The organism is Aristaeella lactis, from assembly GCF_018118585.1.
GTDB lineage: Bacteria > Bacillota > Clostridia > Christensenellales > Aristaeellaceae > Aristaeella > Aristaeella lactis.
Map to the genome: position 1 here is coordinate 3,125,567 of NZ_CP069421.1, position 13,482 is coordinate 3,139,048.

Consider the following 13,482-nt stretch of genomic DNA (forward strand, 5'->3'; position numbering starts at 1 on the left):
CGATGGCTGGAGAAGTATTCTTCCGCATGCGGGAGATTGACAAGATCTATCCGCTGGAGGGGGAGAATGTCCATGCTCTGAAAAAGGTATCCCTTACCGTGGAGGAAGGGGACTACCTTTCAGTGCTGGGGCCCTCCGGCAGCGGAAAGACAACACTGATGAATATTATCGGCTGCCTGGACACCCCAACTTCCGGAGAGTATACCCTGCGGGGCCGGGAAGTGGAGGAGCTGGATGAGCGGGAACTGGCTGAGCTGCGGAACCGGGAAATCGGATTTATTTTCCAGAATTCCCAGCTGCTGCCCAGGCTGACAGCCAGAAAGAACGTGGAACTGCCCCTGATCTATGCGGGTGTCCGGCCGAAGGAACGACGGGAACGGGCGGAAGCTATGCTGGAACGGGTAGGATTGAAGGACCGGATGGATCACCTGCCCAATCAGCTTTCCGGCGGTCAGCAGCAGCGCGTGGCGATAGCCCGGGCAATGGTGGGCAATCCCTCTATCCTGCTGGCGGACGAACCGACGGGCGCCCTGGACCAGAAGACGGGCGCCCAGATCATGCAGCTGTTCCGGGAACTGAATGAGGAAAAGCGTACGGTGATCATGATCACCCATGACCTGAAGATCGCCTCGAATGCCCGGAGAGTGGTGCATATCATCGACGGGGAACTGTCGGATGGAGGAGGTGTGGTCAATGCTTAAAACCCTCCGGAAGAAACTGATCACCATCCGGGAAAGCGCAGCGATGGCGCTGGATAACATCCGGAGCAACAAGGTTCGTTCTTTCCTGACCCTGCTGGGCATCATGATCGGCGTTATGGCGGTCATTACCCTGATATCCACGGTGTCCGGCGTGTCCGGAACGATCTCTTCCTCCTTTTCCGACATGGGTGTCGGCACCCTGACAGTGAGCGTGACCGGCAGTGACCTGAAGACCGGTATGACGCCGGAGGATCTGCAGGTGATCACGGAGCTGGAAAACGTGGACGGTGTGGTGCCGAGCATCAGCCTGAACGGACGGGTTTCCTACGGAAACAACGTACAGACAGGGATGTCCGTTTCCGGCAAGAACGCCTATTACTTTGACCTGAACGGGGAAATGATTATTCAGGGACGTACCCTGAACTTCATTGACGACGATAACCGCAGTTATGTGTGCGTGATCAGCCAGAAGATTGTGGATGAATTCTTTCTGGGGATTAACCCGGTTGGGGAAACCCTGTATGTGTCCGGACTGCCCTTTACTATCGTGGGACGGTATGAGGAAGACAGCGGCGGAGGAATCGCCTCGATTTTCATGGGATCCCCGGATGTGATGATCCCCTATACCACAGCTATGAAGGTGAACAACTCCAACGAGGTGACTTCCTTTACCGTATACCTGAAGGACGGTGCGGATTCCGCAGCGGCGAAGGAAGAAATTGAAGATGCAATGGATGTGCTGTTTGACTTCGAGGAGGACTGCTACACCGTGGCCTCAATGGAAAGCATTGAGGAAACCATGAACACGATGACCACCATGCTGAGTTCTCTGCTGGCGGGCATCGCCTCCATTGCTCTGCTGGTCGGCGGCATCGGCATTATGAACATGATGCTGACCACGGTAACGGAGCGGACGACGGAGATCGGCCTGAAGAAGGCCCTGGGCGCCGTGCCCGGACAGATCCAGATGCAGTTCCTGCTGGAAAGCTTCCTGCTTTCCATGATCGGAGGCCTGCTGGGAGTTGCATTCGGTCTGGCATTGTCCTACTGGCTGTGCCAGCTGCTGGGAACAAACTTCGTACTGAACATGGGAGCCATTGCCCTGGGCGTAGGCTTCTCCGCGGCAGTCGGTATCATCTTCGGATGGGCTCCCGCAAGAAAGGCAAGCCGGCTCAATCCCATTGACGCACTGAGAGCGGTGTAAAATCAATGCATAATTCATAATGCATAAAGCATCATTTAATAAACGGAGGTCATATAAAATGAGAACCATGAAGCGGGCAGCGGCTATGCTCTTTGCACTGGCACTGGTACTGGGATCCGCCGGAGCGGAAACCATGAGCCTGAACGGAACCGTGGAAGCCGGGGTGACGGTACCGGTATACGCACCCATCGGCGGGACCGTGGACAATGTGGCCCTGGAACAGGGTATGCATGTGAACGCGGGAGATGTCCTGTTTACTTATAAAACCGAAAAAACCTATGCCTCGGAGGACGGCACCGTGACCGGCGTGTTTGTGCAGGCCGGGGATGACGCGGAAACCGTCGCCGGCCGTTACGGCGCGGACCTGTATATTGAGGGGACCATCCTGTATACCGTTTCCTCAAGTACTTCCAAAGCGTATCCTTCTGTGGACACAACCATCGTCCATACCGGTGAGACAGTCTACCTGGTCTGCAGAACCGACTCCACCCGTAAGGGAACCGGTATTATTACAGGAGTGGAAGGTTCCAATTACTCCGTGCTGGTGTCGGAAGGCAATTTCGTGATTGGGGATTCCGTGACGATTTACCGGGATGAAGCACACACGGAAAAGCTGCGGATCGGCCGGGGCAATGTGGAACGGGTCAGCCCTGAGGCTGTGACCGCTTCCGGTGCCGTGGTCAGCGTAGCGGTGAATGACGGGGATAAGGTAAAACGCGGCGACCTGCTGCTGGAAACCCTGAGCGGCACCTTTGAAGGATATGAGATGACCGGAACCGCAGTGACAGCCGCGGAGGACGGTGTGATCATGTCTGTTTCCGCGGAAGCTGGAGCGGCGGTGAACAAGGGAGATGTGACGGCACGTATCGCGCCGGTGAGCGGTATGCGTGTGGAAGCGGACGTGACCGCGGACGACCGGAAGCTGCTGAAAGCCGGCGACAAGGTGACGATCGAGCTGGAATCCGATGAAAGCAAGAGCTATGAAGGCACGGTAAGGTATATCACCGAAACACCGGAGGAAGACGTGGAGGAGGTTACCTATAAGGCAGTGATCGACTTTACGCCGGATGAAAGCGTGTATTTCGGAATGAAAGTCGTTGTAACCTCGGCTGAGTAAGAGTTGTTTTTCTTCTGCATCCGGAAAAGCTCTTCTTGCCAGACGGAGAAACAGGTGATAGAATACCCGTGATTCAATCACTGCGCTTCAGGCGCGGAAAGGGAAGTACCATGCGGCAGGTTTACGGGTTTTATTACTACTATTACTTTACCAACTGTATTTGAGGTAAGGTAATTTTGCCGCGCAGGTTTCCCTGGTAAGGGTGAACATCAGGGCCCGCAGAATTACTGCGGGCCCTGTTTATTCGGGAAGGAGCAGAAAACATGATTATCGCGCTGAAAAAAGACGTCCGGAAAGAAGAAAAAGAGCACCTGATTGAGTGGCTGGAAAGCTACGGGGTACGGACGCATATATCAGAAGGTGAATTCCAGACGGTGATCGGACTGGTGGGTGATACCACCCGGATCGATACAGACCTGATCAGCGGACTGGACATTGTCCAGAGCGTGACCCGGATTTCGGAGCCTTTCAAGAAGGCGAACCGGAAGTTCCATCCGGATGACACCGTGGTCCGGGTAACGGACCAGGTGGCCTTCGGCGGCGGTCATTTCCAGATTATTGCAGGACCCTGCTCCGTGGAGACGGAGGATCAGGTGGAGACCATCGCCAAAGCGGTCCAGGCCAGCGGAGCGGGCATGCTCCGGGGCGGCGCTTTCAAACCCCGTACTTCCCCCTATGATTTCCAGGGGCTGCACGGGGAAGGCATCCGGATCCTGCTGGAGGTCAAAAAGCGGACCGGCATGCCGATCATTACCGAGATCATGGACATCGGTCACCTGCCGCTGTTTGAACAGGTGGACGTGATCCAGGTGGGCGCACGGAACATGCAGAACTTTGAGCTGCTCAAGGAACTGGGCCGGATCAGGAAACCGATCCTGCTCAAGCGCGGCCTGGCGAACAACATCAAGGAGCTGCTGATGAGCGCCGAGTACATCATGGCCGGCGGCAATGAGCAGATCATCCTGTGCGAGCGGGGCGTCCGTACATTCGAGACCTATACCAGGAACACATTGGATCTCTCCGCTGTGGCGGTGCTGCATGAACTGAGCCACCTGCCGGTGGTGGTGGACCCGAGCCACGCGACCGGCGCGGCGCGGTATGTGAAACCCATGGCGATGGCTGCCGCAGCTTGCGGGGCGGACGGCCTGATGATCGAGGTACACAACGATCCGCGGCATGCCCTGTGCGACGGACCCCAGAGCCTGACGCCGGAACAGTTTGACGATGTGGCGAAGGCTGTCATGAAGATCCGTGCCGCAGTGGTATAATGCCGGCAGGAGAGGAAAGAGAAGATATGGAAAGCAAAACGATCGGCGTGATCGGCCTTGGGCTGATGGGCGCTTCCCTGTGCAAGGCGCTGGGTGCCTGCGGACATACGATCCTGGGCAGGGATACGGATGAACACGTACAGAAATACGCCCTGTTGACGGAAACCATCAAGGGAGAACTGACGGAAGAGAAGATCCCGGAATGCGATTATCTGTTCCTGGCGGTATATCCCGGCGCGGCGGTGGAGGCACTGGAGAAGATGGCCTCCCTGATCCGGAAGGACACCATTGTATGTGACCTGTGCGGCGTGAAGCAGGCTGTTTGCGAACCCTGCTTTACCCTGGCGCAGCAGTACGGCTTCACCTTCATCGGAGGCCACCCCATGGCCGGCAAACAGTTTTCCGGCATCAAATACGCGGACGGGAACCTGTACCAGGGTGCGACCATGATCCTGGTGCCCCGGCAGCAGGAAGACCTGTTCCTGGTCAGCCGGCTGAGCGATCTGCTGCGGGGAGCGGGCTTCCGTTCTGTAACCGTGACAACGCCGGAGAAGCACGATGAGATGATAGCCTTTACCTCCCAGCTGGCCCATGTGGTCTCCAACGCCTATATCAAATCCCCCACGGCAGCGGAGCACCTGGCGTTCTCCGCCGGCAGCTACCGGGACCTGACCCGGGTGGCCAAGCTAAATGAGGATATGTGGACCGAGCTTTTCCTGGACAATGCGGAACACCTGGGCTTTGAACTGGACTGCCTGATCCGTTCCCTGCAGGAATACAGGGACGCCATCGCGGCGGATGACGCGAAGACGCTGAAACGGCTCCTGAAGGAAGGCCGTGAGCGCAAGGAAGCCATCGACACGGAGTGGAAGGATAAGTAACATACCGATCCCGGAAAGGATGAAGAGCCATGACCATTGAGGAACTGAGGGCGCGGATTGACCGGATTGACAGTGGCCTGATCCGGCTTTATGCAGAGCGCCTGGAGACAGCGGCCGAGATCGGCAAATACAAACAGGAACATAACCTGCCTGTTTTTGATCCTGCCCGGGAGCGGGAAGTGCTCAACAAGGTCGGGGCAGAAGCCGGTGAAGCGAATGAGAACGGCGTACGGGCTCTGTTTTCCTTCCTGATGGCCCAGAGCCGGACCAGCCAGATGCTGGACCGGAAGCAGGAGAGCGAATTGGGCAAACTGATCCGCCGGAGCGTGGAGGAGACACCGAAGCTTTTCCCTGAAAAGGCAAAGGTGGCCTGCCAGGGCGTGGAAGGCGCCTATTCCCAGCAGGCCTGCGAAAAGATGTTCAGGTCGCCGGCCATCACATACTGCAAAACCTTTGGAGATGTGTTTTCCGCCATCGAAAGCGGGGAATGTGAATACGGTGTACTGCCGATCGAGAACAGCCTGGCCGGATCCGTGAACAGCGTATATGACAAGCTGCTCAGCCGGAAATGCTATATTGTCCGTTCCGCCCGGGTGAAGATCGATCATACCCTTCTGGTGAAGCCCGGAACGAAGCCGGAAGATATCCGGGAGATCTGGTCCCACGAGCAGGCGATTCAGCAGTGCTCTGATTTCCTTTCGAAAAACAAACAGTGGCAGGTCAACGTCAGCAGCAACACCGCCGCCGCTGCCCGGATGGTGGCGGAAAGCGGCCGGAAGGACGTGGCTGCCATCTCATCCGGACGCTGCGCGCAGCTGTACGGCCTGGAGATCCTGAAGACGGATATCCAGAACAACAGCAATAACCATACCCGGTTTATCTGCATTTCCCGGAAACCGGAGATTTATCCCGGGGCGGACCGCACCAGCCTGATGCTGGCACTGCCCGACAGGCCCGGTGCGTTGTACCAGCTGCTGGGACGATTCAATGCCCAGGGGATCAACCTGACCAAGCTGGAAAGCCGTCCTGTGCCCGGGAAGGATTTCGAGTTCATGTTCTGCTTTGATATTGACGCGTCTGTCTATTCCCCCGCCTTTACCCGGCTGATCGAGGAACTGGATGTGACGCTGGAGAAATGCGTGTATTTGGGAAGCTATTCCGAATTGGCCTGAACTCAATGCGCAGAGCACATTGAGAATGAATAATGAAGACTGAAAACTGAAAAATGAATAATGGCGGAGGAAACAGCTTTCGGAAACGAAAGCTGTTTCTTTGATTTCAATAGAATTATTGTACACTACCCCCTTTTCGGGAACACAAGGTTTGTGTATACTGATGAAAAGAAAGGACGTGCGAATAGATGAAGATGAAGGATTTCGGATTCTACCGGGGCGTGAACCTGGGCGGCTGGTTCTCCCAGTGTGATTATTCCAAAGAACGCCTGGATCATTTTATTACAGAGCCGGACATTGACGTGATTGCCGGCTGGGGACTGGATCATGTACGGATCCCCATGGACTATAACGTGCTGGAAACCGCGGAGGGCGGGCTCAGCACAGAAGGTTTTGACAGGATCGCCAAGGCGGTGGAATGGTGCAAAAAGCGCGGCCTGAAGGTGGTGCTGGACCTGCACAAGACTGCCGGTTATTCCTTTGACGCGGCGCATCAGGAAAGCGGCTTCTTCGGCAGTGCTTTATACCAGGAACGGTTTTACAGGCTGTGGGAAGGGTTGGCGGAACGCTTCAATGATCCGGAGAATATCGCCTTTGAACTGCTGAACGAGGTGACGGACGCTTCGGTGATCGGGGAGTGGAACCGGATCGTGGCGGAAGCGATCGCCCGCATCCGGAAGATAGCTCCCCGGAGCCTGATCCTGGTGGGCAGCTACTGGAACAACAGCCCGGAGGCGGTCAAGGACCTGGATATGCCGGCGGATGACCGGGTGATCTACAATTTCCACTGCTATGATCCGCTGATCTTTACGCACCAGGGCGCCACCTGGATTCCGGATCCCGCCTTCGATATTGACCGGCGGGTGTCCTTTGAGGAAGCGGATATCACACCGGAATACTTTGAGAAGCAGTTCGCTTCCGCCATTGAGACCGCGAAGGCCCGGGGGACGACCCTGTACTGCGGCGAGTACGGCGTGATCGACCGGGCGACGCCGGAAGATACCGTGAAATGGTTCAGAACCATCAATGAAGTGTTTGAGAAACACGGAATTGCCCGCAGCGCCTGGTCCTACCGCCAGATGGACTTCGGCCTGAGTGACACGCGCCTGGACGGTGTCCGGGACGAACTGGTCAAATACCTGTAATCCGGGAGAAAAAGCAAAGCCCGCGGCAGATGCCGCGGGCTTTTGTCATCTCACAGTTTATTCCCTGACAGTCCAGGAATAGATCTTCATATCCCCGTCAGAGATCAGGTACAGGTCATGGACGCCTTCCGCCTGGATCGGTGCGCTGATCACCAGGGCTTTTCCGTCTTCCGGGATCTCCATACGGACTTTGGCAGCGACCGGGCCCTTGGGATCATCCAGCACCGCGTAAAGCGTGCAGCTGGTGGGCGGCATGGCGGTGACGGCCAGCGTGGAGGCATTCTTTCCGAAATCCACTCCGGTGATCCGGACCCAGCTTCCGGTACCGCCTTCAATCCAGGTCTTGCCGTCCGCACCGTTGACCGTGATGCCGGCCTGGTGGGACATGGTGGCGGCAGGAACCGTACGGAAGGGATCCAGCGGCTTCAGCTGGCTGAGGCCCTTCATGGTTCCCCTGACCTGCTTCAGCAGGCCGTCCTCGCCGATCTCAATGCGGTTCGCCTGCGGGCTCCGGTAGTTGCCGGTGATGCCCATGGCTTTCTCAACGGGACGGTTATGATAGAACAGGTACCATTCACCTTTGAAAGAAGCGATGGAATGATGATTGTTGCCGTACAGGCCGAAGAAATGACCTTCATTGGGGAACAGCTCTCCCACATAGGTGTAGGGCCCCAGGGGATTATCCGCGATCATGTACTGGATCGCGCCGTCAGTCAGCTTCAGGCTGTTGCCTTTGGTCATGAAGTTGGAACAGTAGGAGTAGATGTATTTGTCACCGATCCGGTTGATACCGGAATCCTCAAACAGCCACGGTACATCGAGCCGGACAGGATCCCCGTCCAGGGAGATCATGTTGTCCGCCAGCTTAACGATGCGCCCGGTGCCGGGGGCGGCCTGCATACCTTCCGGGATACCACCGCCGAAGGCGAGGTAACCGGTGCCGTCCTCATCCACCATTACGGCGGGGTCGAACAGCCAGGTTACGTCATCGCAGTTTTTCACGGAACGGGAGACGAGCAGATGACCCAGTTCATCCCGCCAGGGGCCGGTGGGACTGTCAGCGGTCAGCACGCCGACACCGCCGCCGCCGTTGCAGAAATACAGGAAGAACTTTTCTTTTCCGTCAATGGTTTTATGGGCGGCACAGGGGGCCCAGGAGTTGGTTGCCCATTTGGCAACGCCGCCGGGACCGGCTACCCGGATCTTTCCATGGTCCGTCCAGTTGACCATATCATCTGAGGAGATGCAGTTGATCGTCCGGATCTGGCTGTAGGTATTCTCCTTCACCTTTCCCTTGCTGTCATATTCCACGAGGTCGTCGGTCATATATACATACAGCCGGCCATCGTATTCCATGACACCGGGATCGGCACCGAAACGCTGGGTGTAAAGCGGGTTGTTTTCTCCTGCTTTTTTATAGGATTTCTGCAGCGTTACGGGAATGTTCTTCATGTCCGTCTCCTCTCCACAGGCACACAGGGGCAGCAGTACAGCGATGAGCAGCGCCGCTGTGCGAATCAGGGACTTGCCGTTCCTGCCGGATTTCATTTTTCTTCGTAGGGAATGATGGTATCGATCGTACCGTCTTCATGAATGGTCAGCTCTGTGAACTTGACGCAGCGGCGATGGTTAATGCCGTTGGACAGCTCGCAGTCATGATAGAACAGGTACCATTTGCCCTGGTATTCCACGATGGAGTGGTGGGTGGTCCAGCCAAGAACGGGTTCCATGATCCTTCCTTTGTAGGTGAAGGGGCCGTCCGGCTTGTCTCCTTCTGCATACACCAGGTAGTGGGTGGTGCCGGTGGAGTAGGAAAGATAATACTTTCCATTAAACTTATGCATCCAGGGACCTTCGAAATAGCGGCGGTCCTCATCAGCGGCGGTGAGGGGCTTGCCGTTTTCGTCCAGGATCTGCAGGTGCTTCGGTTCAGTCTTGAAGTGCTTCATATCCGCATCCAGTTCAGCGAACATAGGCCCAAGGGCGGGCTCATCGCCTTCCGGACGGTGGGCATTGGGGTCAAAGCTTCCGCTCTGCCACATTTCCAGCTGGCCGCCCCACAGGCCGCCGTAGTAGATATAGGCACGGCCGTCATCATCCATGAGTACGGCAGGGTCAATGCTGTAGCTTCCGGGAATGTAATTGTCTTCCGGTTTGAAGGGACCGGCAGGATCATCCGACACGGCGACGCCGAGACGGAAGATGCCGTCCTTGTCACGGGCGGGGAAATACAGGTAATATTTTCCGTCCTTGCAGGCGGCATCCGGAGCCCACATCTGCTTGCTGACCCAGGGGATATCCTTCATGTGCAGGGCGCAGCCGTTATCCACGCAGGGCGCGTCCAGGCTGTCCATGGACAGAATGTGGTAGTCTTCCATCCGGTATTCATCACCGTCGTCGTTGTCCTCACCGTCATGGGGAATATCGTGGGAAGGGTAGACATAGATCTTTCCATTAAAAACATGGGCGGAAGGATCCGCGGTAAAGATGTGGGAGACCAGGGGCCGGCGCTGCTCACTCATGGGAATAGCACTCCTTTGTATCAGAATGGAGATATTATACAACGAAGATTGCCGAAAAGAAAGTAGTACGGACAAACATGTCTGTACAACATAGACAATCCTTGAAATCGCCGGAAGAACATGAGATAATATATCGATTTTCGGATGGAACGGAGTGTCTTTATGCTGAATCAGTTTTCCAGAACACAACTGCTGCTGGGTCCGGAAGCCATGGAGCATCTGGCTGAATGCCGTGTAGCAGTGTTCGGTGTCGGCGGTGTGGGCGGCTACGCAGTGGAGGCTCTGACCCGTTCCGGTATCGGATCCCTGGACCTGATCGACGATGACAAGGTGTGCCTGACGAACCTGAACCGCCAGATCCATGCCACTCGCAGCACGGTGGGTAAGTATAAGGTGGATGTGGCTGAACAGCGGATCCACGATATCAATCCTGACTGTAAGGTTACGACCTATAAAACCTTCTACCTGCCGGAGACACAGGATCAGTTCGATTTTACACAATATGACTATATAATAGATGCAATTGATACGGTAAAAGGAAAACTGGCTCTGGTTGAACAGGCAAAGGCTGCCGGAACTCCTATTATCTGTGCCATGGGAGCCGGCAATAAACTGGATCCCACCGCATTCCGGGTGGCAGACATCTATAAGACCTCTGTCTGCCCTCTTGCGCGGGTGATGCGTACTGAGTGCCGCAAACGGAGGATCAAACACCTGAAGGTGGTTTATTCCACAGAAAAGCCGGTACGTCCCCTGGAGGATCCGTCCATCAGCTGCAGGAAGCACTGTATCTGTCCTCCGGGCACCCGGAAGTGTACCGTGCGCAGGGATATTCCAGGTTCCACTGCTTTTGTTCCTGCTGCCGCAGGATTGATCATCGCCGGTGAAGTGATTAAGGATCTGTGCGCGGACTATATCCGACAGAATGAAGAAAACCGGTAAAATGATCCGGGAGTCATCCATAAGGCATAAAAACTGAAAATCGCGATTGTATAAATTTTGTTTGATGAGCAAAAATGAAAATCCATGAAAACTTTATTTTCTTATAATTTCTGGTTTCGAAATGTACGTTCATTATGCAAGAATTGCATTTATTTATGGTAAAAATATCTCTCTGGAAAACGAAACACAAAAGTGCGAAAACGGTTTAGTGAAATAAAACGTTTGCACAAAAACGGCCTCAAACGCAAGCAAAATATGGCTTTTTGAAGCGTACAACTTATTGTGTGCTGTTTATTTTTTCGAAAACGGTCACAGCAGTTTCGGAAAAGAATAGTTACATGATATAAAAACATACTATGTAACCAAATATCTGTACAAATTACATACAATTGCACGTTTTTGCATCGTTTTTGCGGCACAAAAAGTGCAAAAAGAACGAAATCGATTACGTAAAAAGTGAAAAAAAGAGTTTCACAACGTTGAAATGCAACCAAAATGTAACTAAAAGCATGATAAAATACAATAGAAATACAAACCGGGTATATTTCGGGAGGTATGGAGAAAATGGTCCGCCTCGAGCAGGAGGCAAACGTGAAAAAGTAAACGTTTCCATCGGACCGCTACCAATACGACGACCAGAATCCTTTGGCGATGAAATCAGGAGGAGACAAACATGAAGAAGATTTTATCAGTGCTGTTGGCGATCGCTCTGTTGGCAGGAATCATGCCGCTGGCGATGGCAGATGAAAACGTACCTGAGGCTGAAACTCCCGTTCAGGCCGAAGAACAGGCTCAGGAAGAAGCCGTGGTGCCTTTCACCGGACGGCTTACGCTTTTCAACTGCAGGCCGCTGATCCACGGCGAAATGGCTTATCTGAAAGCCAATGTTGAGAACGCAAACAAGTCCTTCAGCATTTTCTGGGACAAGCTCGTCCAGGAAGAGTGGGAGAGGATCCCCGGTGCTGTGGGCGACTGCTTATCCTTTGCCGTGGACAAGACCTACGGAGACTACAGCTACCGTGCTGTACTCCGGGCTGAGGACGGAACCATCCTTACCGCGGAAATCACGGTGTCTGTGGAACGGCCTGCTCCGCAGGAACCCGCGCAGGAAGAACCCGCTGCTTCTGAACCCGAAGGAAACGAACCTGAGGCCAGCCAGCCTGAGGTAAACGAACCTGCGGTGAATGAACCCGAAACAACGGAGCCCCAGGTAAGCGAGCCTGAGGTGAATGAGCCTGCGGCTGATGAACCCGAAACCACTGAACCCCAGGTGAATGAGCCTGAGGTGACTGAACCTGCCGCAAGCGAGCCCGAAGCGGATGAGCCGAAGGCAGACGAACCCGAAGCGGCTTCTCCCGCAGCCAGCGAATCTGAAGCAACCGAGCCGGAAACTACTGAATCCGAAGCGGCTGCTCCCGAAGCTGCAGCGCCCGAAACCACCGAGCCTGAAGTGACTGAACCTGAAGCAACAGAGCCTGAAGCTACTGAGCCTGAAGCGACTGAACCTGAAGTCACTGAGCCGGAAACTACCGAACCGGAAACCATTGAACCCGAAGCAACAGAGCCGGAAGCCGCTGAACTTGAGGCTGCCGCGCCTGAAGCTTCCGAGCCGGAAACGACTGAGCCCGAGGCTGCTGAGCCTGAAGCAACAGAACCGGAAGCGACTGAGCCTGAAGTGACTGAACCGGAAGCAACCGAGCCCGAAGCTGTCGAGCCTGAAGTGACTGAACCTGAAGTCACTGAGCCGGAAGCTGCAGAACCGGAAGCTGTTGAGCCCGAAGCGGAAGAACCTGCCGCTGAGGAACCCGAAGCAGAAGAGCCTGCGGATGAAGAACCGGCTGCCGGCGCAACAGTCCTGGATGTTGAGGACGAAATCGTCGAAGACGTCAATCTGGACGAAGAAAACGAAGAAATCGAAGATTATGAAACACCCCTGGGTGATTCTGAAGAAAATACCGCTCCGGTGTATTCCTACGAGCGGGATGAAAACGGAGCCCTAGTTCTGGATGAAAACGGAAATCCGATCGTTACTGTGATCGAAGGCGACGAAATCCCCGTGACCTACTTGCGGAATGAGGATGGAGAGCTTATACTGGATGAAAAGGGAGATCCTATTCCCACACAGACAGTTCCTACCGATGCAGTCATCAGCAACACGATTGTGGATGCTCTGAATCCGGACCGTACAATTGATATCTATTACTCCTGGAATAACCAGAAGCCGGCGATCGGCGGTGACGTAACGTTTATCGCGGTGCTGCATGGTTATGAGAACCTGGAATACTCCATCCAGTGGCAGCAGAGCAAGAACGGCAGCGACTGGGCGGATGTACCCGGATCCAACGAGACACGGTACACTGAGACCATTACACGTGACAACTACAAAGACTTCTGGCGTGTACAGGTGAGCATCACCGGTATTGAAGAGTAAATCGACAGAGCAGGACAAAGCCGCAGATCGGAGAGTCTCCGATGCGGCTAAGCCTGTTTCCCAATAATACAGTTTGTGACCATATACACCCAACGACCA

General features: G+C 54.9%; 11 protein-coding genes. 9 read left to right on the forward strand and 2 right to left on the reverse strand.

Features of this window, described 5'->3' with window-relative positions; genetic code table 11:
* Nucleotides 1-2: 2 nt before the first annotated feature.
* The 7 genes from JYE50_RS14110 (at nt 3) to JYE50_RS14140 (ending at nt 7,488) form a co-directional block, all read left to right on the forward strand.
* Nucleotides 3-701, forward strand: a complete 699-nt coding sequence (locus JYE50_RS14110) for an ABC transporter ATP-binding protein (protein WP_084096230.1) — start codon at nt 3-5, stop codon at nt 699-701.
* Nucleotides 694-1,905, forward strand: coding sequence for an ABC transporter permease (locus tag JYE50_RS14115; RefSeq protein WP_084096231.1), 1,212 nt, complete (start codon nt 694-696; stop codon nt 1,903-1,905). The genes JYE50_RS14110 and JYE50_RS14115 overlap by 8 nt, the downstream gene beginning before the upstream one ends.
* Nucleotides 1,906-1,963: 58 nt before the next feature.
* Entirely contained in the window at nt 1,964-3,022 is a 1,059-nt protein-coding gene (locus JYE50_RS14120) for an HlyD family secretion protein (RefSeq protein WP_179138361.1), read from the forward strand.
* 263 nt (nt 3,023-3,285) lie between these two features.
* Nucleotides 3,286-4,290, forward strand: coding sequence for a 3-deoxy-7-phosphoheptulonate synthase (aroF, locus tag JYE50_RS14125; protein ID WP_084096233.1), 1,005 nt, complete (start codon nt 3,286-3,288; stop codon nt 4,288-4,290).
* A 26-nt stretch (nt 4,291-4,316) separates the two neighbouring features.
* Nucleotides 4,317-5,171 (forward strand): prephenate dehydrogenase, encoded by an 855-nt coding sequence (locus JYE50_RS14130; RefSeq protein WP_179138362.1) that lies wholly within the window; start codon nt 4,317-4,319, stop codon nt 5,169-5,171.
* 29 nt (nt 5,172-5,200) lie between these two features.
* On the forward strand, nt 5,201-6,343 hold the full coding sequence (pheA, locus tag JYE50_RS14135; protein ID WP_084096235.1) for a prephenate dehydratase: 1,143 nt from the start codon (nt 5,201-5,203) through the stop codon (nt 6,341-6,343).
* A 188-nt stretch (nt 6,344-6,531) separates the two neighbouring features.
* Entirely contained in the window at nt 6,532-7,488 is a 957-nt protein-coding gene (locus tag JYE50_RS14140) for a glycoside hydrolase family 5 protein (protein WP_283399228.1), read from the forward strand.
* A 57-nt stretch (nt 7,489-7,545) separates the two neighbouring features.
* Here JYE50_RS14140 and JYE50_RS14145 read toward each other — a convergent pair whose 3' ends face one another.
* Together JYE50_RS14145 and JYE50_RS14150 are read right to left on the reverse strand one after the other, a co-directional pair.
* Entirely contained in the window at nt 7,546-9,036 is a 1,491-nt protein-coding gene (locus JYE50_RS14145; protein ID WP_084096236.1) for a glycoside hydrolase family 43 protein, read from the reverse strand.
* Nucleotides 9,033-10,010: a glycoside hydrolase family 43 protein gene (locus JYE50_RS14150; RefSeq protein ID WP_084096237.1), complete on the reverse strand. Its 978-nt coding sequence runs from the start codon at nt 10,008-10,010 to the stop codon at nt 9,033-9,035. Before JYE50_RS14150 ends, JYE50_RS14145 begins: the two co-directional genes overlap by 4 nt.
* A 162-nt stretch (nt 10,011-10,172) precedes the next feature.
* Here JYE50_RS14150 and JYE50_RS14155 point away from each other — a divergent pair, with 162 nt between their 5' ends.
* Together JYE50_RS14155 and JYE50_RS14160 are read left to right on the forward strand one after the other, a co-directional pair.
* Complete coding sequence (locus JYE50_RS14155; RefSeq protein ID WP_084096238.1) at nt 10,173-10,952, forward strand: tRNA threonylcarbamoyladenosine dehydratase; 780 nt, start codon at nt 10,173-10,175, stop codon at nt 10,950-10,952.
* A 673-nt stretch (nt 10,953-11,625) separates the two neighbouring features.
* Nucleotides 11,626-13,383 (forward strand): prolipoprotein diacylglyceryl transferase, encoded by a 1,758-nt coding sequence (locus JYE50_RS14160; protein ID WP_084096239.1) that lies wholly within the window; start codon nt 11,626-11,628, stop codon nt 13,381-13,383.
* The last annotated feature ends 99 nt before the right edge of the window (nt 13,384-13,482 follow it).

Coding starts and splice junctions, on each gene's coding strand:
- JYE50_RS14145 (WP_084096236.1), bottom strand. CDS start 9,036: ATGAAATCCGGCAGGAACGGCAAGTCCCTGATTCGCACAGCGGCGCTG.
- pheA (WP_084096235.1), top strand. CDS start 5,201: ATGACCATTGAGGAACTGAGGGCGCGGATTGACCGGATTGACAGTGGC.
- JYE50_RS14110 (WP_084096230.1), top strand. CDS start 3: ATGGCTGGAGAAGTATTCTTCCGCATGCGGGAGATTGACAAGATCTAT.
- JYE50_RS14120 (WP_179138361.1), top strand. CDS start 1,964: ATGAGAACCATGAAGCGGGCAGCGGCTATGCTCTTTGCACTGGCACTG.
- JYE50_RS14150 (WP_084096237.1), bottom strand. CDS start 10,010: ATGAGTGAGCAGCGCCGGCCCCTGGTCTCCCACATCTTTACCGCGGAT.
- aroF (WP_084096233.1), top strand. CDS start 3,286: ATGATTATCGCGCTGAAAAAAGACGTCCGGAAAGAAGAAAAAGAGCAC.
- JYE50_RS14130 (WP_179138362.1), top strand. CDS start 4,317: ATGGAAAGCAAAACGATCGGCGTGATCGGCCTTGGGCTGATGGGCGCT.
- JYE50_RS14115 (WP_084096231.1), top strand. CDS start 694: ATGCTTAAAACCCTCCGGAAGAAACTGATCACCATCCGGGAAAGCGCA.
- JYE50_RS14140 (WP_283399228.1), top strand. CDS start 6,532: ATGAAGATGAAGGATTTCGGATTCTACCGGGGCGTGAACCTGGGCGGC.
- JYE50_RS14160 (WP_084096239.1), top strand. CDS start 11,626: ATGAAGAAGATTTTATCAGTGCTGTTGGCGATCGCTCTGTTGGCAGGA.
- JYE50_RS14155 (WP_084096238.1), top strand. CDS start 10,173: ATGCTGAATCAGTTTTCCAGAACACAACTGCTGCTGGGTCCGGAAGCC.